This window comes from Pseudonocardia sp. 2-7 (assembly GCF_056341085.1).
Genome location: NZ_CP094507.1, coordinates 5,017,715 through 5,039,382, shown reverse-complemented (window position 1 = coordinate 5,039,382; position 21,668 = coordinate 5,017,715). Strand labels below are relative to the sequence as shown.

At 76.0% G+C, this 21,668-nt stretch carries 18 protein-coding genes; 7 read left to right on the top strand and 11 right to left on the bottom strand.

Annotated elements, in window-relative coordinates:
- Nucleotides 1–86: 86 nt before the first annotated feature.
- Nucleotides 87–473 (bottom strand): hypothetical protein, encoded by a 387-nt coding sequence (locus MTO91_RS24325; RefSeq protein ID WP_476652906.1) that lies wholly within the window; start codon nt 471–473, stop codon nt 87–89.
- Nucleotides 474–592: 119 nt separating this feature from the next.
- Between MTO91_RS24325 and MTO91_RS24320 the strand changes: the two genes are divergently transcribed.
- On the top strand, nt 593–955 hold the full coding sequence (locus tag MTO91_RS24320) for a four-helix bundle copper-binding protein (RefSeq protein WP_476652904.1): 363 nt from the start codon (nt 593–595) through the stop codon (nt 953–955).
- Between the two features lie 10 nt (nt 956–965).
- Here MTO91_RS24320 and MTO91_RS24315 read toward each other — a convergent pair whose 3' ends face one another.
- The 6 genes from MTO91_RS24315 to MTO91_RS24290 form a co-directional block, all read right to left on the bottom strand.
- Nucleotides 966–2,411 carry an ABC transporter ATP-binding protein gene (locus MTO91_RS24315; RefSeq protein WP_476652903.1) on the bottom strand — a complete coding sequence of 482 codons (1,446 nt, stop codon included), beginning with the start codon at nt 2,409–2,411 and terminating at the stop codon, nt 966–968.
- Complete coding sequence (locus MTO91_RS24310) at nt 2,408–3,214, bottom strand: ABC transporter permease subunit (protein WP_251782896.1); 807 nt, start codon at nt 3,212–3,214, stop codon at nt 2,408–2,410. The genes MTO91_RS24315 and MTO91_RS24310 overlap by 4 nt, the downstream gene beginning before the upstream one ends.
- A complete protein-coding gene (locus MTO91_RS24305) occupies nt 3,211–4,185 on the bottom strand; it encodes an ABC transporter permease (protein ID WP_476652902.1) in 975 nt (324 codons plus the stop codon). The genes MTO91_RS24310 and MTO91_RS24305 overlap by 4 nt, the downstream gene beginning before the upstream one ends.
- Complete coding sequence (locus MTO91_RS24300; protein ID WP_476652901.1) at nt 4,182–5,705, bottom strand: ABC transporter substrate-binding protein; 1,524 nt, start codon at nt 5,703–5,705, stop codon at nt 4,182–4,184. Before MTO91_RS24300 ends, MTO91_RS24305 begins: the two co-directional genes overlap by 4 nt.
- 9 nt (nt 5,706–5,714) lie before the next feature.
- Nucleotides 5,715–6,980, bottom strand: coding sequence for an MFS transporter (locus tag MTO91_RS24295; RefSeq protein ID WP_251782893.1), 1,266 nt, complete (start codon nt 6,978–6,980; stop codon nt 5,715–5,717).
- Between the two features lie 98 nt (nt 6,981–7,078).
- Nucleotides 7,079–8,647, bottom strand: a complete 1,569-nt coding sequence (locus MTO91_RS24290) for an ABC transporter substrate-binding protein (RefSeq protein ID WP_476652899.1) — start codon at nt 8,645–8,647, stop codon at nt 7,079–7,081.
- 42 nt (nt 8,648–8,689) lie between these two features.
- Between MTO91_RS24290 and MTO91_RS24285 the strand changes: the two genes are divergently transcribed.
- The gene (locus MTO91_RS24285) at nt 8,690–9,277 is read left to right on the top strand and encodes an NADPH-dependent FMN reductase (protein ID WP_476652897.1); all 588 of its coding nucleotides are present in this window, start codon (nt 8,690–8,692) and stop codon (nt 9,275–9,277) included.
- Between the two features lie 7 nt (nt 9,278–9,284).
- Here the strand turns inward: MTO91_RS24285 and madC are convergent, their stop codons facing one another.
- From madC to MTO91_RS24265, 4 genes are all read right to left on the bottom strand, one after another.
- Nucleotides 9,285–10,817 carry a MadC family VWA domain-containing protein gene (gene madC / locus MTO91_RS24280; RefSeq protein ID WP_476652896.1) on the bottom strand — a complete coding sequence of 511 codons (1,533 nt, stop codon included), beginning with the start codon at nt 10,815–10,817 and terminating at the stop codon, nt 9,285–9,287.
- Entirely contained in the window at nt 10,814–11,932 is a 1,119-nt protein-coding gene (locus tag MTO91_RS24275) for a MadB family AAA-type ATPase (RefSeq protein WP_476652895.1), read from the bottom strand. The genes madC and MTO91_RS24275 overlap by 4 nt, the downstream gene beginning before the upstream one ends.
- A 104-nt stretch (nt 11,933–12,036) precedes the next feature.
- Entirely contained in the window at nt 12,037–13,308 is a 1,272-nt protein-coding gene (gene mdo, locus MTO91_RS24270) for an NDMA-dependent methanol dehydrogenase (RefSeq protein ID WP_251786785.1), read from the bottom strand.
- Nucleotides 13,309–13,442: 134 nt separating this feature from the next.
- The gene (locus MTO91_RS24265) at nt 13,443–14,579 is read right to left on the bottom strand and encodes a GNAT family N-acetyltransferase (RefSeq protein ID WP_476652894.1); all 1,137 of its coding nucleotides are present in this window, start codon (nt 14,577–14,579) and stop codon (nt 13,443–13,445) included.
- 158 nt (nt 14,580–14,737) lie between these two features.
- Between MTO91_RS24265 and mftA the strand changes: the two genes are divergently transcribed.
- From mftA to mftE, 5 genes are read left to right on the top strand one after another with little or no spacing between them, the layout of a single operon-like run.
- A complete protein-coding gene (gene mftA, locus MTO91_RS24260; protein WP_060710386.1) occupies nt 14,738–14,824 on the top strand; it encodes a mycofactocin precursor MftA in 87 nt (28 codons plus the stop codon).
- A complete protein-coding gene (gene mftB / locus MTO91_RS24255) occupies nt 14,814–15,125 on the top strand; it encodes a mycofactocin biosynthesis chaperone MftB (RefSeq protein WP_405414622.1) in 312 nt (103 codons plus the stop codon). Before mftA ends, mftB begins: the two co-directional genes overlap by 11 nt.
- A gap of 37 nt (nt 15,126–15,162) precedes the next feature.
- On the top strand, nt 15,163–16,398 hold the full coding sequence (mftC, locus tag MTO91_RS24250) for a mycofactocin radical SAM maturase (RefSeq protein WP_100878817.1): 1,236 nt from the start codon (nt 15,163–15,165) through the stop codon (nt 16,396–16,398).
- An 11-nt stretch (nt 16,399–16,409) separates the two neighbouring features.
- Nucleotides 16,410–20,957, top strand: coding sequence for a mycofactocin system FadH/OYE family oxidoreductase 2 (locus tag MTO91_RS24245; RefSeq protein WP_476652892.1), 4,548 nt, complete (start codon nt 16,410–16,412; stop codon nt 20,955–20,957).
- Complete coding sequence (gene mftE, locus MTO91_RS24240) at nt 20,939–21,661, top strand: mycofactocin biosynthesis peptidyl-dipeptidase MftE (RefSeq protein WP_476652890.1); 723 nt, start codon at nt 20,939–20,941, stop codon at nt 21,659–21,661. Before MTO91_RS24245 ends, mftE begins: the two co-directional genes overlap by 19 nt.
- The last annotated feature ends 7 nt before the right edge of the window (nt 21,662–21,668 follow it).

Genomic DNA, 21,668 nt, shown 5'->3' with positions numbered 1-21,668 from the left:
CCCGCCGCCGGAGCAGCCGGTGAGGGCGAGCGCGGCGACGCCGAGCGCGCCGGTCAGCACCCGGCGCCGGGACAGCTCGGGCGGGGTCATCCGGCGGCCCGCCCGGTGTCCGAGGCGCGCAGGCCGGGGGTGAACACGTGCCCGTCGAGGACGGCCGGGCGGGGCGCCGTACCCGGTCCGCCCGCGCGGACCCAGTCGGCGACGGCGTCGGTCGTCGCAGCGTCCAGGACCGCACGCAGCCACACGGGCCGCGCACCGGCCCGTCGCGCGACCGGGGTGGGTCCGACCACGACGACGTCGGAGTCGGCGCACGGGCCGAGGCACTCGCTGGTCCGCAGCCGCGCGTGGCCCTCGATGCCCCGGGTGAGCCGGTCGAGCAGCCCGTCGTGGTGGGGCCGGTCCAGGCCCGGGTACTTGCGACCGGAGCCGCAGCAGCATCCCCGGCAGACGGTGACGGCGGACAGCGAAGACATGATCCGACCCTACGCGACATATGACGGATTGTTCAGACGTCAAGGATGACAATCAGGTGAGTGCGGCTACCGCCATGCGGGAACCCTCCGGTCCCACACCCGGACACCAGGAGATCCCCATGAGCCACCACGTCCTCGAGGCCGCCGGCGTCGGCACCCCGGCCACCGTCGTCGAGAAGCTGCACGACGCCGCCCGTGCGAGCACCGCCTGCGCCTCGGCCATGGTCGCCTCCGGCGGCATGGAGACCGAGGTGCTCCTCGCCCTCGACGCCGCCGACCTCTGTACCGCGGCCGCGAGCGTGCTCGGCCGCCGGACCGGGGACAAGGCGGTCGGCGAGGCCGCCGCGTCGGCCGCCGCGCTCGCCTGCGAGGCCAGCTCGGCCGCCTGCGGCGCGCACGCCGACCACCACGAGCACTGCCGGCTGCACGCCGAGGTCACCCGGGAGACCGCGCAGCTGCTGCGCGAGCACGCGGGCGCCTGAGCGCTCCGGCTCAGCCGGCCGGGACCGGCTGCGGTGCCGCGGCCACCCGGCCGTCGACGAGGGTCACGACCCGGTCCGCCGACGCGACGGCGACCGGGTCGTGGCTGATCAGCAGCACCGCGGTGCCGTCCTCGCGGCAGACGCGCCGCAGCTCGGCCAGCAGCAGCGCGCGGTGCCCGCCGTCCAGCGCCGAGGTGGCCTCGTCGGCCACCAGTACCGCGGGCCCGGCGAGCAGGGCCCTCGCCACCGAGGCGCGCTGGAGCTGACCGCCGGACAGCCCGCCCGGGCGGCGCGCGGCCGTCGCGGCGGGGACCCCGAGCCGCTCCAGCAGCGCGACGGCGGCGGCGCGGGCGTCGGCCACGGACCGCCCGCGCAGCAGCACGGCCGGCCGGGCGACCTGGTCGAGGACCGGGCGGTGGTCGAGGAACGCGGACCGGCAGTCCTGGTGGACGTACTGCACGGCGCGCCGGTCGCCCGCGGGGTCCCGGCCGCCGACGCGGACGGTCCCCGAGCAGGGGGTCAGCCCGGCCAGGGCCCGGCCGAGCGTCGTCTTGCCCGCCCCCGAGGGCCCGGTCAGCGCGACGAACCCGCCCCGCCCGACGGCGAGGTCCACCCCGGACAGCAGCTGCGCCCCGCCCGCGGCCCGGACCCCCAGGCCCGTCACCTCGAGCATCGCCCCGACCGCCGCCGGTGGTGGCGGGGTCGCGGTCGGGGCGGGTGCACCGAGCAGCGCGGCGGCCGGGCCGGTGCGCACGACCCGGCCCGCGGCGAGCTCCAGCAGCGTCACCGGGACGGCGGCGGCGAGCCTGCGGACGGCGTCGAGGTCGTGGGTGAGCAGCACGAGCGCCGTGGAGCCGGCGGCCAGCACGGCGAGCCGGTCGAGCACCGCGTCGGTGGTGACCGGGTCCAGTCCGGTGGTCGGCTCGTCGAGGACGACGACGGCCGGCCCGGTCACCAGCGTCTGGGCCAGCGCGACCCGCTGCTGCTGCCCGCCGGAGAGCCGGTGCGGGTGGCGGCGGAGCAGGTGCGGCTCGGCTCCGAGGCCGGCCCGCTCGCAGGCCTCGGTGACCGCCCGGGCCCGGGCGGTCCGGTGCCGTCGACCGCGACCGTGCACGGTCGCGGCGAGCTCGTCGAGGACCGGCCCGACCCGACGCACCGGGTCCAGGACCTGGCCCGGGTGCTGCGGGAGGTGCCCGACCCGCCCGGCGCGGCGCGTCCGCAGCTCCCGCGGGGCGACGCCGAGCAGCTCGGCGGGCCCGATCCGTACCGACCCGTCGAGCGCCACCCCGGTGGCGGCCTCGCCGAGTACCGCCAGCCCGAGCGTCGACTTCCCCGCCCCGGACGGCCCGACGACGGCGAGCACCGCACCCGGCGCGAGGTCGAGGTCGACGCCGTCGAGGAGCACCGTCCCGTCGACGGTGCGTGCGGTCAGCCCGCGGACCGACAGCGCGCTCACACGACCGCCCCCGTGCGGTCCGCGAGCCGGTCCACCAGCACGTTCGTCCCCGCGGCGAGCGCCACGAGCAGACCCGCCGGCACCAGCAGCGCATACGGGGCGAGGAACAGCGACGCCGCGTTCTGCTCGATCACCACCGCCCAGTCGACGGTGTCCGGTGGCAGCCCGACCCCGAGGAAGCTCGCGCTGGTCAGCACGGTCAGCACGAGCACGCCGCGCGTCCCGGCGTCGACGAGCACCGGCCCGGCGACGAACCGCCCGGTCTCGGCGAGGTGGATCCGCCACCACCGCTCGCCGTTCTGCGTCATCGTCTCCAGCGCCACCCGCCGCGCGGGGGCCCCGGCGGCCCCCCGGACCACCCGGACGACCGCGGGCAGCTGCAGCAGCGCGGTGGCGACCAGCAGCCAGCCGACACCGCGCCGTCCGGTGCCGGCGAGCACCAGCAGCACCAGCAACGACGGCAGGACCAGCAGGACGTCCAGCGTCCGCTGGGTGAGCAGCACCGCCCACCGGCGCCCGGACGCGGCGAGCACCAGCCCCAGCGGGACCCCGGCCGCGTAGGCCAGCACCAGCGTGCCGACGACGAGCGTGACGACGGTGGTGCCACCGGTGAGCGCGAGCGTCAGCACGTCGCGGCCCAGTGCGTCGGTGCCCAGCGGGTGCCCCGGCCCGGGCGGGAGCAGCGCGCCGGACCCGCCCGGGACCGGGAGCAGCGGCGCGAGGACGGGCCCGGCGACGGCGCACAGCAGCGGCACCCCGGCGAGCAGCGCGGCGACCGCGGTCGTCACCGGCACCCGGCTCACGGCTCGTCCTCCCGTACCGGGCTCAGCCGTGCGGTCGCCGCGTCGGCCACCAGGTTGACGGTGATGGTGACGAGGGCGGCGAGCAGCGCGTAGCCCTGGATCAGCGGGATGTCGCGGTTCTGCACCGCGTCGACCACCCCGGCCCCCACCCCGGGCAACGCGAACAGCGCCTCGACGACGACGACCCCGCCGAGCGTGCCCTCGACGATCCGGGCGAGCTGCTGCACCGACGGCGCGAGCCCGCCGGGGAGCACGTGGCGCAGCAGCACGTCGCGCTCGGGCAGGCCGAGCCGGCGCAGGTGGGTGACGTGCGGTGCCCGATCGGTCTGCAGCACGCCCTGGCGGATCTGGCGTGACAGCCACCCCAGCTGCGCCGCGACCAGCACGACGACCGGCAGCACCAGCACCGCCGGGCCGAGCAGGGACCCGCCGCCCGCGGTCGCGGGGAGCCAGCCGAGCTGCAGCGAGAAGAGCCCGACCAGCAGCAGCCCGGTCGCGAACTGCGGGGCGGCCTGCAGCGCCGACACCGTCGCCGTGGAGACCCGGTCCACGACGCTGCCCGGCCTGCGTCCCGCCGCGGTGCCGACGGCGACCCCCAGCGGGACCATGACGGCGAGCCCCAGCGCGGCGAGCAGCACGGTGCTGCCGAGCCGGTCCGCCACCTCGTCGACGACGGGCCGCCCGGTCACCAGCGAGGTCCTCAGGTCGCCCGTGACGAGCCCGCCGAGCCAGTCGCCGAGCCGCTCCGCGGCCGGGAGGCCGGTACCCAGCTCGGTGCGCAGCCGTTCCACCTGCTCGTCGGTCGCGTCGGGCCCCAGGACGACCTCGGCCGCGTCGCCGGGCAGCAGCGTCGTCAGCGCGAAGATCGCCACGACGGCGGCGAGCAGCTGGGCGGCCGCGACCGCCACCCGTCCGGCGGTGGAACGTCCGCCCCGGGCGTCGACGACGGGCGGGGCCGCGCCGGTGCTCATCCGGCGGCGGCCTTGTCGAAGCGGCCCCACAGGTGGCTGTTGGGCTTGGCGGCCTCGATCCCGGTGACCCCCGCGGCGACACCGACGTTCCAGTCCGACAGCGCCCACACCAGTGCCCCCGACTCGTCGCGCAGCAGGGTCTGGATCCGGGTGAGGTCCGCCCCGCGGGCGCTCTCGTCGGGGTTCGCGACGGCCTGGGCGTAGAGCCGGTCGACCTCGGCGCTCCGGTAGCCGGTGTAGTTCGAGTTGTCGGCGGACGACAGCCGGCGACGCCCGATGAAGTCGGGGATCGGCAGCGCCCCGGTGCGGGTGAACGACGCGACCCCGGAGGTGCGGACGGTGGTGAAGTAGGTCGGGGCGTCGAGCACCCGCGGGGTCGGGGCCAGGCCGATCTCGCGCAGCTGCTCGGCGACGAGTGTGGCCGCGGGCTGGAAGTTCGGGTCGCTGCCCGAGGTCTGCAGCTCGAACGCCAGCCCCTCGGCCCCGGCCTCGCGCAGCAGTGCCCGGGCGCGCCCGACGTCGCGCGGGGCCGCCGTCGCACCGGCCGGGTAGTACTCCAGGTCCGGCCCGCCGAACAGGTCGGCGCCGACCTGCCCGGTGTCGAGCAGGACCACCCGGACCAGCGCCTCGCGGTCGATGCCGAGCCGCACGGCCTCCCGCACCCGTGGGTCGGCGAACGGTGGCCGGTCGACACGCAGGTTGAGGAACTGGGTGGTCGACTGCGGTGCGGTGAGCAGGGTGGCCCGCCCGCCCTGGGCCTCCACCTGGCGGGCACTCGCCGGACGCAGGTCGTGGGCGTAGGCGACCTGGCCGGACAGCAGCGCCCCGAGACGGGCCTGCTCCTCGTCGATGGGGGTGAGCTCCAGCCCCGGGGCGGGCGGGGCGCCGTCCCAGTAGGCGTCGTTGCGGGTGTAGACGGTGGGGCCGCCGGGGGTGAAGGACACGAACCGGAACGGCCCGGTCCCGACCGGTGTGGCGAACCCGGTGGTGCCCGCCGCGACGATCTCGCTGCCGGGCGCGCCCAGCCACAGGGGGAAGGTGAAGTCCGGCGCGGTCAGCACGACCTCGACCTCGCGCGGCCCGGCGGCCCGGCTCGCGGCGAGGTCGACGCGGGCGAACAGCGACGCGGCCGAGGCGGTCGTCGCGGGGTCGGCGATGCGCCGGAAGGTGAACAGGACGTCGTCGGCGGTCAGCGGGCGGCCGTCGTGCCAGCGGGTGTCGCGCAGCCGGATCCGCCAGCGGGTGCCGGTGGCGTCCGGCTCGACGGACTCGGCCAGCCGCGGCTCGGCGGTCATGTCCTGCGACCACCCGGTGAGCGTGTCGAAGGTGGCCTTGGCCCGCACCTGGTCGACGAACTGCGGGACCACGTGCGGATCGAGCGACTCGCGGGAGCCGCCGCCGGGGAACGCGGCGCGCAGCCGTTCCGAACCCCCGCCGGTGCCGCCGCCGCAGGCGGCGAGGGCGGGGACCGCGGCGAGCGCGGCGGCGGCGCCCAGGAAGGTGCGTCGGGTCAGCTCCACGGGTGCTCCTCAGGCGGTGGTGGCGGTGCTGGTCGTGACGGCGCGCGGTTCGAGCCTGCCGGTGCGCTGCATCCAGGCGATGACGGCGGCGCCGACGAGCCCGATCGCGAGCAGGACGGCGAACGGGATCCAGCGGCCGGCGCCGTCGGGATGGCGGTCGAGCAGGTTCCCGACGGCGGTGTTGCTCACCGCCACGACGGCGGCGGAGACGAGGTAGTACCAGCCGTAGTAGGTGCCGGCGAGCTGCTCGCTGCCGACCCGGGGCAGCAGCGCGAGCGAGAACGGGTTGGTCATCGCCATGCCGACGGTGAACACGACCGTGCCCGCGAGGACCGGCGTGACCGCGAGCAGCCCGGCCGCGGTCCACTCCCCGGCGGGCGCGGTCGGCACGAACGGCGCCGCGACACCCAGCGGGACGAACCCGGCGCCCATCAGCACGAGCCCGGCGGACATCGTGCGCCCGTCGGTCCAGCGGGCGCGGCACCACGCGGTGATGCGGACCTGGCCGAGGATGCCGACGAGGGTCGACACGACGAACACCGCGCTGACCGCACCGGCGACGCCGGACACGCGCTGCGCCTCGACCGGCAGCACCAGGTACAGCTGGTTGAACAGGGCGAAGTAGCCGGCCCCGCCGAGCGCGAACAGCAGGAACCGGCCGTTGCCGACGACCTCGCCCCAGCTGCCGAGCAGCCCACGGTCCTGCGGCGGCGCCGGACGGGCGGGCAGGACGAACAGCTGCGCGACGGTCAGGACCGTGAACACGGCGCACGCCACGGCTGCGACGAGGCGGAAGTCCACCGCGAGCAGCGCGGCGCCGAGCAGCGGCCCGAGCAGGGCCCCCGCATGGCCGAACACGTTGAACACGGAGAAGACCTCGGCGCGGCGATCGCCGGCCTCGGCCATCAGGTAGGCGCGCACCGCGGGGTTGAACAGCGCCCCGGCCAGCCCGGTCAGCACCGCGGCGGCGATCAGGCCGGGCAGGGAGTCGGCGACGACGAACAGCCCGAACGCCACGATCCGCAGCGCGCACCCGACGATGATCACCGGACGGCAGCCGATCCGGTCCGCCGCCGAGCCGCCGACCAGGAACATCCCCTGCTGCGACAGGTTGCGCAGGGCGAGGACGAGTCCGATCGTCGCCGCCGCGTAGCCCAGGCTCCCCATGTGGGTGGCCAGGAACGGCAGCACGAGGTAGAAGCCCAGGTTGATGCCGAACTGGTTCACCACGAGCATCCGGCTCGGCGCGGTCAGCTCGCCGAAGGAGCGCAGCACGACGTCCCCCCCGTCGGTTGATCACCTGAACGGGATCACATACGTCCCTGCGGACACAAGTGCCACTGATGCGCACCTGCCGATCGGATGCAGCGCGGTCAGCCGAGGCGGGCGCGGTGGAACCGGGCCCAGGTACCGGTGTCCGGGCGGGCCGGTCCGACGCCGGACAGGTCCGCGGTGACGCCGACGTGCTCGTCCCCGACCGACCAGGCGGTGGCGTCGGTGCGCAGCAGGAGCTGGGCGCGGCGCAGGGCGTCGGAACGGCGGGCCTCGTCCGGGACCCGGGCGGCGACGGCGAGCAGCGCCCGCACGTCGGGGCGGCCCCCCGCGGCGTCCCCGCTCCCGGTGGCCCCGCCGGTCCCGGGACCGGCCGCGCCGTCGGTCGCGGTGTCGTCGCCGGTGTCGCCCGCGGTGTCGTCCCCCGGCACCCGGGGTGCCGCGGCCACGGCCTGCAGGTAGAGCGGGATCGGCTGCGCCGCGGCACGGCGGAACCGGATGCCCGGGGTCGGCTCGACGTCCGGCGGCTCCGGCTCACGCAGCTCGCACCGCAGCCCGACCGCCGCCAGCTGCTCCACGACGAGGTCGGCGGTCGGCCGCGACATCGGGTCGAACGGGTCGAAGAACAGCGGCACCCGCGCCCCGTCCGCCCCCGCCGCGACGACCAGCTCCCGGGCCCGCGCGACGTCGCGCACCACCGGCGCGAGCCCGTCCGGGTGGTGGGCCAGCCCGGCCCCGAACAGGTCGTCGCCGGGTTGCGCGAGGTCCAGCAGGATCTGGCGCACCAGCTCCACCCGGTCGATCCCGAGCCGCACCGCCTCGCGCAGCCGCGGGTCGGCGAGCGGACCGGGCCCGGTGTCGAGGAAGCGGGTCACCGAGCCCGGTGCGGACAGCACGGTCGTCCCGGTCCGCCCGAGCAGGCGTCGTGCGCTGTGCGGGAACAGGTCGTGTGCCCAGTGCACGTAGCCGTCCACCAGGGACTGGTAGCGGTTCTCCTCGTCGTCGTCGACCAGGAACTCCACCGCGGGCGCGGGCGGGCGGCCCGCCCAGTGGCCGTCGTGCCGGTAGAGGGCGTCCGGCGAGCCGGGCAGGAAGCGGAACGCGCCGGTCCCGACGGGCACGTCCCCCCGCCCGCCGCGCACGATGCCGGTCCCCGGCGCGGCCAGGGCCAGGGCGAACAGGAAGTCGGGCCGGCCCAGCACGAGCTCCACCTCGGTCGCCGACACCGCGCGGCTGGCGGTCAGGTCCAGGTGCGCGAGCAGCGGCGCGGCCGTCGCCCCGGTCGCGGGGTCGAGCACCCGGCGCAGCGACGCGAGCACGTCGGCCGGGGCCAGCGGCCGCCCGTCGTGGGCGACGGCGTCGCGCAGCCGGATCCGCCAGCGCGTCCCCGTCCGGTCGGGTGCCGCGGAGGCCGCCAGGTGCGGACGCGGGGTCATGTCCTGGTCCCACACCAGCAGCGTGTCGGCGACGGCGGCGGCCCGCGCCCGGTCCACCGGCCGCCACACCCGGTGCGGGTCGGGTGCCCCGAGCGGGCCGGTCCCGGCGAACGAGGTGACCAGCCGCGGCGACGCCGCGTCGGCCGGCGCGCCGCACGCCGCGAGAGCCGGGATCCCCGCGAGCGCCGCGGACGCACCGGCGGCCCGCAGGAACGAACGACGGCTCAGCTGCACGACACCAGGGTGCCGGGTCGGGTGACGGTTAGAGTCGCCGGGATGGACCTCCTCGCGATCTCCGGCAGCCCGTCCGACCCGTCGAAGACCGCGCTGCTGCTGGAACGGGCGGTGGCCAGGGCGGCCGCGCACGACGATGTGTCGGCTGAGCTGCTCGCCCTGCGCGACCACGACGTCGTCTTCTCCGACGGCCGCGACCCCGCCGACTACACCGGCGACACCCGCGCGGTGATCGACCGGGTCGTCGCGGCGGACGCGCTCGTCGTCGGCACCCCGATGTACCGCGGCAGCTACACCGGCCGGCTGAAGAACCTGTTCGACGTGCTCCCCAACGACGCACTGGCGGGCAAGCCCGTCGGGCTCGTGGCGACCGGGGGCACCGACCACCACTTCCTCGCGGTCGAGCACGAGCTCAAGCCGCTCGTCGGGTTCTTCCGGGCCTGGGCGGTCCCCGGCGCGGTGTACGCGAACAACACCCACTTCGACGGCGGCGCGCTCGTCGACGACGGCGTCCGCGACCGGCTCGACGCGCTGACCGACGCCGTCGTCACGTTCGCACGGCGGATGCCCCGCGACGCCGCGGGCGCGGCCGCCCCGGACATCCCGCGCCGGTCGCTGCGCGAGGGCTGAGCACCGCTCAGGACAGGGCGTGCCCCAGCTCGCCCGCTCCGGCGAGCAGCTCGTCGGCGTCGCGGGCGACCAGCACGTGGTCGAGGACCTCCTCGTACTCGCCCATGGCGCAGGACGCCTGGTCCCAGTAGCGGCGCTGCTCCGGGGTGATCCACCCGACCCGGTACGCGCGGCGGGCGAGGCGGCGCAGCTCGTCGGTCCCGGGCGGAAGGCCGTTGGACCGGCCGTCCCCGACGAACAGGACGGCGGTCCGGGAGTCGACGGCGTCGGCGAAGTCCTCGTTCAGGGTCCGGAGCACCCGCCCGTAGTCGCTGGTGGCGTCCAGGTCGATGCCGGGCGCCGCGAGCACGGCGGCCAGTGCGTGGTCGTCGTGCGCGGCCATCAGCAGGTCGGTGACCTCGACCGGGGTGTCGACGTAGGCGAGCACCCGGCAGCGGAACGCCTGCCGGTGCAGGGTGCGGGCGAGCCGGAGCACGAACGCGGTGATCGACCGCACCGACAGCGACACGTCCGCGACGACCAGCAGCCGCACCCGGTCGGGGACCTTCGCGCGGTGGTGCAGGTGGAACGGGACGCCGTCGCTGCGCATGCTGCGCCGGACCGTGTGCCGCACGTCGAGCGGACCGTGCGCGTGCTCGCGGGGCACCCGGCGCGGCGCGCCGCGCATCCGGTGCAGCAGCTCGTGGCAGGCCCGCGCCATGTCCGCGGAGTCCAGCGTGTTCCCGCCGGCCCCGGTCCCCGGGCGCTCGGCCCCGGTGGTCGCGACCCGCTCGGCCAGCTGGGCGACGAAGTCGGTGATCGCGTCGACCAGCCGGTCGAGCTGGATCTGCGAGAGGTCCTCGCCGTCGGGACCGTCGGCGTAGACCGCGTGCGGGTCGTACTCCGCGAGCCAGGCCAGGATCGCCTCCGGGTCGTCGAAGGCGATCTCGCCCGACGCCTGCGTGGCGGCCCCCGAGGTGAGCTCGCGGCCGACCGCGGCCCCGGCGCGTTCGAGGTCGACGGTGTAGGTCGTGCCGCGCCGGCCCCGGTCCTCGCCGGAGGAGACCGACAGGTCCTTGTCCGAGCCGCCCAGCGAGGCGTCGTCGTCGTCGCGGTGGGGGTTGAACCCCTTCTCCTGCTCCGGCGCGTCGAGCAGGTCGCCCACCTCGGCGGCGCTGGGGTCGTAGCCGGCGTAGCGGCCCAGCGGGTCGTCGTCCTCGGTGAGGTCCAGGTCCCCGGGCAGGCCGTCGCCGCCGGGCTCGCGCAGGGCGGGCCCCGAGCCGCCGGCCGCGCCGGGACCGGCCGCGGCGACGAGGCCGAAGAACGCGTCGAAGGCACGCTCGAACCCGGGCCGCTCGTGGGCGTACTTCACCGTCACGGCGCGCAGCCCTGCGCGCAGCCGCCCGGTGTCCGCCGCGCCGAGCAGCGCCAGCACCCGGCGGACCTCGATCGCCTCCGCGGGGGACACCGCTACCCGCTGCGACCGCAGCACCCGGGTGAACGCGGCGGCCAGCACCGACAGCAGCCGCGTGCCGGGGTCTCCGGCCGCGGACGCGGTCATCGCCGCATCCGCCGGGCCCGGTCGGCCTCGGCGCGCGTCGCACCGGAGCTCGCCCGGCCCTTCCCGAAGGCGCCGGAGGTGGTGTCGGCGGGCCGGGAGGACCGGCGGACCCAGCCCTCGTCGGTCGCGACGTCCACCTCGGCCTCCGGCTCGCCCTCGTCGAGACGGCGCACGGCGAGCTCGCGGTCCGAGCCGTACTTGAGCAGCGCGGACAGCAGCGCCGAGCGCACCTTCTCGACCTCGCCGGTCGTGGCGAGCCCGAGCACGGCCGCGGCGCGGGCGGCGTCGATGACCTCCGAGATCGACGGGGACTTGCGCAGCGGGAACCCCCGCAGCCTGCGGGCCAGCTCCACGACGTCGGCGACGACGTCGGCGGCCACCTCGGGTGCCCGCCGGGACACGATCTCGGTCTCGCGCTCGGGGGTCGGGAAGTCGACCTGGTAGTGCAGGCATCGGCGCTTGAGGGCGGGGGAGAGCTCCCGGGTGTCGTTGGAGGTCAGCACCACCCACGGGGTGGAGCGCGCGGTGAAGGTGCCGATCTCGGGCACGGTGACCTGCCGCTCGGCCAGCACCTCGAGCAGCAGGGCCTCCATCGACTCCTCGGTGCGGTCGACCTCGTCGACGAGCAGTACCACCGGGTCGTCGGACAGGACCGCCTCGAGCAGCGGGCGGGCGGAGAGGAAGTACTCGGTGTAGAGCCCGGTGTCCTGCTCCTGGAGCCGGGAGGTGGCCTCGGCCATCGTCGTGGTCCCCGACAGCAGCTCCCCGATCCGGTCGCGGAGCATCTGGACGTGCATCAGCTGCTTGCCGTAGTCCCACTCGTAGAGGGCGCGGCCGTCGTCGAGGCCCTCGTAGCACTGGAGCCGGATCAGCCGGCGCCCGCTCGCCGCGGCCAGGGACTTCGCCAGCTCGGTCTTGCCGACGCCGGCGGGGCCCTCCAGCAGCAGCGGGCGTTCGAGTGCCGTGGCGAGGTGCACCACCACGGCGAACCCGGGGTCGATGACGTAGTCCTGATCGGACAGCGCCTCGGTGAGCGCCTCCGCGCTCTCGAAGGCCGGCGGGCCGGACGCCGCGCCGCCGGATGGTGCCTTGCCGAACTCCGTGCTGTCGGACACCGTTCTCCTCGACTGCTGAGCCGCACGCAGCCGTGCGGCGGACGGACGGCCGCCGCCGCGCCCGGGGGCTGATCCGGGCGCGACGGCGGGTGGGGCGGTACGTCCTAGTAGGACTTGCCGAACGCGTGGTCCACCATCGGGACCAGCGCCTCGACCGTGCACTCGCGGGGGTTGCCCGGGGTGCAGTAGTCGCCCATCATGTGCTCCGCGATCCGGTGGACGGTGTCGCCGTCGGTGGGGATCGTGTCGCCGACACCGGAGTACTTGCCGGTGTTCATCCGGTTCTTGTCGTAGCTGTCGGACCGCAGCGCGCCGAAGTTGTCGGGGATCCCGACGTCCTTGGACAGCCGGATGGCCTCCTCGACCGCGGCGTCCGCGGCCTGCACGGTCGTCATGTTGCGGGTGTCCACACCGAGCGCGGTGGCGATCTTCGCGTAGCGCTCGTAGCGCGACGGCAGGTTGTACTCCCACACGCGCGGCAGGGCGATGGCGTTGTTCAGGCCGTGGTGGGTGTCGAAGAACGCCGAGACCGCGTGCGACGCGGAGTGCACCAGGCCGAGGCCGCCGGAGTTGAACGCCTGGGCCGCGATGTACTGCGCGTGCATCATCTTCGACCGCGCCTCGAGGTTGCGCGGCTCGTACACCGCCTCGCGCAGGTAGCGCCCGACGAGCTCGATCGAGTAGATCGCGTTGCCCAGCGAGGGCTCGAAGTCCAGCCGCGAGACGTACGGCTCGGACCCGTGGGCGAGGACGTCGAACCCGCAGAAGGCGGTGAAGTGCTGCGGGCAGCTGTAGTAGAGCAGCGGGTCGTCCAGCGCCAGGGTGGCGACCACGGCGTCGTCGAACCCGACCCACTTCTTCGGGTTGTCCATGTCGCTGGTGTTGGTGATGACGTACGCCCACGAGGTCTCGGACCCGGTGCCTGCGGTGGTGGAGACCGCGATGTGCTTCGGGTTCTCCATGTTCGTGGACTTCGAGAAGCCCTCGAACTCGTTGATGTTGCGGCCGTCGTGGGCGATGACGACGCGGGCGCCCTTGGCGGCGTCGTGCGAGGAGCCGCCGCCGATCGAGATGATGCCGTCGCAGCGCTCGCTCGTGTAGAGCGCGGCGGCGTCCATGCAGTTGTAGTCCTTGGGGTTGGACTCGACCTGGTCGTAGACGACCACGTCGACGCCCTGGTACTCGACCTTGCCCTTGAGCTCCTCCACGATCCCGGAGCCGCGCAGGCCCGAGGTGACGAACAGGGCGCGGGTCATCCCCATGTTCTTCGCCTCGACGCCGAGGATGTCGTGGGCGCCGACGCCCAGCAGGGCTCGCGGGAACGGGTGGAACTCCTTGATCGGGAAGTCCCAGATCTGGTTGAGCTCGATGGCCATGACTCTCCTCGACGGCTTCGTCGGCTGGCGGACGAGCACAACCTTGGTTGTTGCGAACTACTGGCAACAGCTACAGATGGGTACCTGACCACCCGGTCGTTCGCCGGGGCAGGCCCACCCTCCGTCCGGAGGGGTCACCGGCGTGGGGCGGAGGCCTCGAGGTGGGTGCCGACCGGGGTGAACCCGCTGCGCCGGTACCAGTCCCGCGGCCAGTCGGCGGCGTCCGCGCCCAGCGCGAGCAGGTCGCAGCCGTGCTCGGCGGCGAGCTCGCGGGAGCGGGCCAGCAGTGCCCGGCCGTGCCCGCGGCCGCGGTGGGCCGGGTCGGTCTCCAGGGCGTCGAGCCAGGCCGTGGCCCCGTCGCGGCGCAGCGTCGCGGCCGCCACCACCCGGTCGTCGGCGACGACGGCGAGGCGGTGCAGGGCCAGCACCCGGTCGTCGCCGGTGTCGCGGTCGACCAGCTGGTCGAGGTCGCCGGGTCCGGCGCCGGGGAGGTCCCGGGCCCAGGAGGCGCGCCGGAACCCGCGGAGCTCGTCGTGGTCCAGCTCGGTGACCGTCGACGCGCCGGCACCCGTGGCCGCGCCGGTCGCGGTGGGGGCGGTCATGGCCTCGTTCGCCGAGACCGACCACCCGGCGGCGCGGAGGCCGTCGGCGAGCTCGTCCGCGCCCGGGCCCCACAGCAGCGCCCCCGGGTGCAGGCCGTGCGCGGTGAGCGCCCGGTCGGCCTCGGCGAGCACGGTGGCCGGGTCGGTGCGGTCCGGTCGGCCGAGCAGCAGCTGGTTGTGCATCCGCGACACCGGCCAGGCGTCGGTCCGGACGGCGACGCCGCCGGTCACCGGCTCCTCGGCGGTCGCGCCGCGCCGCAGCATCGACGGCTCGAACCCCATCGCTCGTGCCGCCGCGCCGGGCTCGGGGACCTCCGGTGCGGCGAAGCCGTCCGGGCCGGGGCGGTAGGGCAGCGCCATCAGCACCGCCGACGCCGGCACCGCCCCGTAGGCGTGCGGGAACCGCATCGACGCCGGGTCGGTCGGCACCCCCGGCTCCCACCGGACGTCGACCCCGGCGACGTCGATCCGGGCCGGGTCGAGGACGAGCAGGACCAGGTCGGTCCGGCCCGCGAACAGGCGTTGCGCAGGCAGGGCCACCTGGTCGGGCGTCGACAGGTGCACGAACCCGACCTCGTCGAGGGAGGGGGGTGCCACGGCTCCGGTGCCGAGCCACCTCCGCCACTCACCAGGGGTGCACAGGTGCAGCAGGACCGTCCCGACCGTCATGGGAGACAGCCTGCACGCCCGTCCGATCGGACGGGCGTGGACGTCGAGTATTGATTTCCGGCACCGGGTGCCAATAGCGTCCGATCCGCTGCCACCGCCGGCCGGCGGGGCGGTTCACCACCTCTCTCGCCGAGAGTCGGATCCAGCGGAGGTTGCGCATGAGCGAGCACCAGAACGAGGACGCCCTGACCGAGGAGACCCTCGTCGAGGAGGTCTCCATCGACGGCATGTGCGGTGTCTACTAAGCCCCTCGACACCACGGTTCCGGACGGCGCCGCGGGGGCCTTCGACCCCGCGGCGCCGTACCGGCTCAGCGAGAGCGTCTCGCTGCGTCCGGAGCCCTTCGGCGCCCTGGTGTACGACTTCGTGACCCGCAAGCTCTCCTTCCTCAAGACGCCCCAGCTGGTCTCGGTCGTGCGCGACCTGGAGAACCAGCCGGACGCCCACTCGGCGGTCCGTGCCGCCGGCGTCGAGGAGCCCCAGCACGACGCCTACCTGCGTGCTCTCGCCGGACTGCTGAAGTCCCGCACGATCGTCGCCCGTTAGTCCCGCCCGCCCCGCCGACCACCACAGTGAGGTGCCCGTGAAGCTGGTCGACCACTTCCAGTACGGCCTGAACTCGCCCATCTGCCTGACCTGGGAGCTCACCTACGCGTGCAACCTCGCGTGCGTGCACTGCCTGTCCAGCTCCGGGCGGCGTGACCCGCGCGAGCTGAGCACCGCCGAGGCCAAGGCCGTCATCGACGAGCTGCAGCGCATGCAGGTCTTCTACATCAACATCGGTGGTGGCGAGCCGACCGTGCGCCCGGACTTCTGGGAGCTGCTGGACTACGCCATCGCCCACGACGTCGGCGTCAAGTTCTCCACCAACGGCGTCAAGCTCGACAAGCAGCGGGCCGCGCAGCTCGCCGCGACCGACTACGTCGACATCCAGATCTCGATGGACGGCGCGACGGCCGAGGTCAACGACTACGTCCGTGGCCCGGGCTCGTTCGACACCGCGATCACCGCGCTGGAGAACCTCGCCGAGGCCGGGTTCAAGCACCCCAAGATCTCGGTCGTGATGACCCGGGAGAACGTCGACCAGCTCGACGAGTTCAAGGCCATCGCCGACAAGTACGGCGCCCAGCTGCGCATCACCCGGCTGCGCCCGTCCGGCCGCGGTGCCGACGTCTGGGACGAGCTGCACCCGACCCAGGCCCAGCAGAAGCAGCTCTACGACTGGCTGGTCGCGCACGGCGACCAGGTCCTGACCGGTGACTCGTTCTTCCACCTGTCCGCCTACGGCGAGGCCCTGCCCGGGCTGAACCTGTGCGGCGCGGGCCGCGTGGTCTGCCTGATCGACCCGGTGGGCGACGTCTACGCCTGCCCGTTCGCCATCCACGAGAACTTCCTGGCCGGCAACGTCCGCGACGAGGGCGGCTTCAAGGAGGTGTGGGAGCACTCCGAGCTGTTCACCGAGCTGCGCCAGCCGCAGACCGGCGGGGCGTGCGCGTCGTGCCCGCACTACGACACCTGCCAGGGCGGGTGCATGGCCGCGAAGTTCTTCACCGGCCTGCCGCTCGACGGCCCGGACCCGGAGTGCGTGCAGGGCTACGGCGAGGCGATGCTGGCCGCGCGCGACGGCGGGACGGTCATCCCGAAGTCCGACGTCGACCACTCGCGCTCCGCGCCGCGCAACACCCGTGCGCCGAAGCAGCCGACGATGCTCTCGCTCACCCCGCCGCCGCGCCGGCCGGACCGGGCCTGCGACGAGAACCCGCTCGCCGGGTTCGCACCGGACGCCGTGCCCGTGGCACAGCCGGTCGCCGGGAGCTGACCACGGACCTGTTGCTGACGGGGCCCGTCGACCTGCGTGGTCGGCGGGCCCCGTCGCGTGTGCTGTTCGGGCCGCACGAGACCAACCTCGGCGACGCCGCACGCGGGATCACGGCCGACCACGTCGCCTACTACGCGGCACGGGCCGCCGGGGGCGCGGGGATCGTCGTGGTCGAGCCGGCGTCGGTGCACGCCTCGGACCACCCCTACGCCTACGCCCCCGCCGCGTTCCCCACCGCGTCGCCCGGTCCTGCCGCGTCGCCCGGCTCGGCCGCGGCGTCGGGGCGCGTCGAGATGCAGCTCAGCGGGAGTTGTGGATCTTTCGCGCCCGCTGAGCTGCATCTCGGCGACCGGGACGGCGCGCGGGTGCCCGCCGCGGCCGGGTGGGCGGCGGTCGTCGCGGCGAGCCGGCCGCACGGGACGCTCGTGCTGGCCGGGCTCGCGCACGCCGGTGGGCAGGGCAGCTCCGCGCACTCCGGGCACCCGCTGTGGGCGCCGTCGCCGGTCCCGGACGTCGTGTCCCGCGAGGTCCCGGTCGCGATGGGGGCCGCGGAGATCGGCGCCGTGGTCCGCGGCTTCGCCGACGCCGCCCGCGCGGCTGTGGACAGCGGTGTGGACGGTGTGGAGATCTCCGCCGGGCAGCACTCGGTGCTGCGCCAGTTCTGCTCCGGCCTGACCAACCACCGCGACGACGCGTACGGCCGCGACCGCACCCTGCTGCTGCGCGAGGTCCTCGACGCCGTGCGGGCGGCGATCGGGCCGGACCCCCTGCTGGCGCTGCGCCTGTGCGTCGACGAGCTCGCCCCCTGGGCCGGCATCACCCCCGACGACGGCCTCGCCCTCGCCCGGGCCGTCGCCGACCGGGTGGACCTGCTCGTCCCCGTCGTCGGGAGCGCGCTGTCGATCGCCGCGACCCGGCCGGACCTGCACACGCCCGAGGCGTTCCTGCGGGCCCGGTGCGGCGGGCTGCGGCGTGCCCTCGGCGGTGCGACGACGGTCGTCCTGGCCGGCAGCGTCGTCACCCCGGCCCTCGCCGAGGAGGCCCTGAGCAGCGGCGACGCGGATATCGTCGAGATGACGAGAGCGCAGGTCGCGGACCCGCGGCTCGTCGCGCTGACCCGGGCCGGGACGCCGGAGCGCATCCGGCCGTGCCTGCTGACGAACGCCCTCGCCGCGGCCCGGGACCCGCGCAACCCCGTGGTCGGGGACGAGCTGGAACCGCGGTCGGGACACGAACGGACCGACCCGGACCCGGACCCGTCGCGTTCCGCGGAACGCGGTCCGGACGCCGCGGCGGGCCCCGGACACCGCGATGCGGAACGCGGGGTGGGAGCGCGACGGCCGGTGCTCGTCGTCGGCGGCGGGCCCGCGGGGCTCGAGGCGGCCCGGACACTGGCGCTGCGCGGGCACCCGGTGACGCTGCACGAGCGCACCGACCGGCTCGGCGGCCTGCTCCCCGCGGCCGCGGTACTGCCCGGGCGGGACCGGCTCGCGCTGCCGGTGCCCTGGTGGGCCGCGGAGCTCGACCGGCTCGGCGTCCGGGTCGTGCTGGGATCCGAGGTGGACACCGCCGCGCTCGGCGCCGCCCGGGCACGGAGGGAGACGGTGGTGCTCGCGACCGGGTCCCGGCCGTCGCCGCCGGTGGTCGACGCGGACGTCCCGGTGCTCACCGCGGCGGAACTCTGCGCGGGGGTGGCGCGGTCAGCCCGTGTCGTCGTCCCGGCCGCTGCCGGGCGCGGTGTCGGTGCGGCTGAGGGCGTCGGCGATCCCGGCGCGGACCGCGCGACGCACCACGTGGTGGAGGACGTAGAAGAACGCGAACGCCATGACCAGCCAGAACAGGACGACGACAACCTCCATGGCGGGCACCGTAACGCAGTCGTCGCGGTGCTCGCCGCCGCGCGCGTTCCGCGGAACGCGCCGGTGCTCGTCGTCGACCCGCTCGGGGACTGGACCGGATCGGGGGTCGCGGAGCTGCTCGCCGCTGCCGGGCATCCCGTGGTCCTGGCCACGCCGGACGCCGTCGCCGGGCACCAGCTCGGCCGTTGCGGCGACATGGCCGCGGCGAACGCGCGGCTGGAACGGGCCGGTGTCCGCCGGGCGCTGTTCACCCGGCCGGGGGTCGTCCGTGGCGGCGTCGCCGAGCTGGTGGACGTCCACACCGGGGCGGTGACGACCGTGCCGTGCGCGGTCGTCGTCGACTGTGGACCGCGGCTGCCGCAGGACGCGCTGCCGGCGCTCCCCGGCTGCGCGGTCGCGGGTGACCGGGTGGCGCCGCGGACGCTCGCCGAAGCGGTGCGGGAGGGGCGGCGGGCCGGCGTCGCGCTGGCCGACGCCGACAGCACGGCTGGTGCCGCGGCCGACGACGCGACCGCCGCGCTGCCGGCCGCCGCCCTGCCGGAGCCCGTGTCCCCGGATGCCGCGCTCCCGTCGCGCGTGTCCCCCGGGACCCGCAGAGGTGTGGCGCCGCATCCGGGGCCCGTCGCGGTCGCGACGCGGGAGGTGGCGGACCGGGCGCATCCGCGGCCCCGGCTCGGCGACCCCCTGCGCCTCGGCCGCGCCACGTTGCGCAACCGGATCGTCTTCACCGCCCACCTCACCGGTTTCGCCGAGGGCGGTATGCCGACCGACCGGCACACCGCCTACTACGCGGCCCGCGCCGCGGGCGGCGCCGCACTGGTGATCACCGAGGAGCACGCGGTCCACCCCGGCGACCGGCCCTACGAGCGGCTGATCCGTGGCCACGACCCGGCCGTGCTGCCCGGCTACCGCGCCCTCACCGACGCGGTGCACGCCCACGGCGCCCTCGTCCTCGCCCAGCTCAACCACAACGGCGCGCAGGGGTCGGGGATGTACTCGCGCACGGCCGTCGTCGGGCCCTCACCGGTGCCCGACCCGATGTTCCGCGAGGTCCCCGCCGAGCTCGACGCGGCCGGGATCGGCGCGGTCGTCGACGCCTTCGCCGACGTCGCCGCGCGCTGCGTCGAGGGCGGGTTCGACGGCGTCGAGCTGCAGTGCTCGCACGCCTCGCTGCTGCGGCTGTTCCTGTCCCCGGCCACCAACCGTCGCACCGACGCCTGGGGGCGCGACCGGGCGAAGCTGGTGCTCGACGTCGTCGCCGCCGTCCGCGCGGCCATCGGCCCGGACCCGGTGCTGGGCCTGCGGATCGGCGTCGACGAGCGCATCGAGGGCGGCATCACCCCCGCCGACGGCGCCGACCTCGCCCGCCGTCTCGCCGCGACCGGGCAGGTGGACCACCTCAACACCTCGATCGGCGTCGCCACCTCGACGCTGCACCTGATCGAGCCGTCCATGCACACCCCGCCGGGCTACGCCGGGCACCTCGCCGCGACCCTGCGCCGCGCCGTCCGTGCCGCCGGGGCGGACCTCCCGGTGATCGGGGTCGGCCGGTTCACCACGCCCGCCCAGGCCGCCGCGGCGCTGGACCGTGGGGAGTGCGACCTCGTCGGCGTCGCCCGCGGGCAGATCGCCGACCCCGGCTTCGCGAACAAGGCCCTCACCGGACGCCCGGTACGCCGGTGCGTCGGGTGCAACCAGGACTGCATCGGCCGGGTCGGGCTGAACCTGCCGCTGGGTTGCGCGGTCGACCCGGCCGCCGGGCGCGAACGGCTCGTCCCGCCCGCCCGGGCCGCCGATCCCGGCGCGCGGCGGGTGCTCGTCGTCGGGGCCGGGCCGGCCGGGCTCGCCGCGGCCGCCGCGCTCGCCGGGCGCGGGCACCGGGTGCTGCTCGCCGAACGGGCCGGCACCCCCGGTGGACGGCTCGCCCTCGCGGCGACCGCGCCCGGGCGGGCCGAGCTCGGCCACGTCGTCGCCGACCTGCTGCGCGAGGCGCACGCGGCCGGGGTCGAGATCCGGTACGGCACGACCGTCGACCGCGGGTTCGTCGAGGAGCTGGAGCCCGCGGCGGTCGTCGTCGCCACCGGGTCGGTGCCCGCCGTCCCGTCGTGGGACCCGGAGCGGCTGACCGTCCCCGTCGACGACGTGCTGGCCGGGGTGCGCCTGCCCGCGGGCCCGGTGCTCGTCGTCGACGAGCTCGGGTTCCACCAGGCCACCTCGGTCGCCGAGCTGCTCGCCGCCCGCGGGCACGCCGTCGAGGTCGTCACCCCGGCGCTGGTCGTCGGGCAGGACCTCGGGCTCACCCTGGACCGCGAGGGGTTCCGCCGCCGCGCGCACGCCGCCGGGATCCGCTGCCGCACCGACCTCGCCGTGCTGGGGGTGCTGCGCAGGGGTGAGCAGAGCAGCGAGCAGAGCGGCGCCGAGCCCGACTGCACCGTGGAGCTGCTGCACCACCCGACCGGCCGCACCGAGCGGCGCGACGTCGGCGCCGTCGTCGCTGCGACGGCCACCGTCCCCGCCACCCGCCTGTGGGCCGCGCTGGCCGGCGGGCCGTGGCCGGTGCACCGGATCGGCGACGCGCTGACCCCGCGCCGGTTCGACGCCGCGATCCGTGAGGGCCGCCTCGTCGACCTCGCGCCGACCGCGCCGCGCCGGACCGGGGCCCGAGCGGGCAGGCTGGGACCGTGCTCCTCGCGGATCTGACCTGGCCCGACCTCGACCCGGCCGCGGCGTACACGCTGCTCGTGCCGGTCGGCTCCACCGAGCAGCACGGCCCGCACCTGCCGCTGGGCACCGACACCGCCGTGGCGTCGGCGGTCGCGTCGGCGCTGCACGACGCCGAACCGGGGCTCGTCCTCGCCCCCGCCCTGCCCTACGGCGCCGCCGGAGAGCACGAGGGCTTCCCCGGCACCGTGTCGATCGGGGAGGACGCACTGCGCACCGTCCTCGTCGAGTACGGCCGCTCGGCGTGCCGGTGGGCGTCGCGGCTGGTGCTGCTCAACGGGCACGGCGGCAACGTCGCCGCGCTCCGCTCGGCCGTGACCCTGCTGCGCCACGAGGGCCGCGACGCCGGCTGGCTGTCCTGCGTCGCCGACGTCCCCGGGGTGCCGCTGGACGCCCACGCCGGGCGCTACGAGACCTCGCTGCTCGCCCACCTGCATCCCGGCCTGGTCCGCACCGACCGCGCCGAGGCGGGCGACACCCGGCCGCTGCGCGAGGTCATCGGGGAGCTGCGGGCCGGGGGGATCGCCGCGGTCAGCCCGAATGGCGTGCTCGGTGACCCGGCCGGCGCGTCGGCCGGGGAGGGGCTGCGACTGCTCGCGGCGATCACGGCGACGGCGTCCGCGGCGGTCACCGCGTGGGACCCCGACCCCGGCACCGGACGCCTCCGCCCGCCGCCGGCGTAGCGCGGGG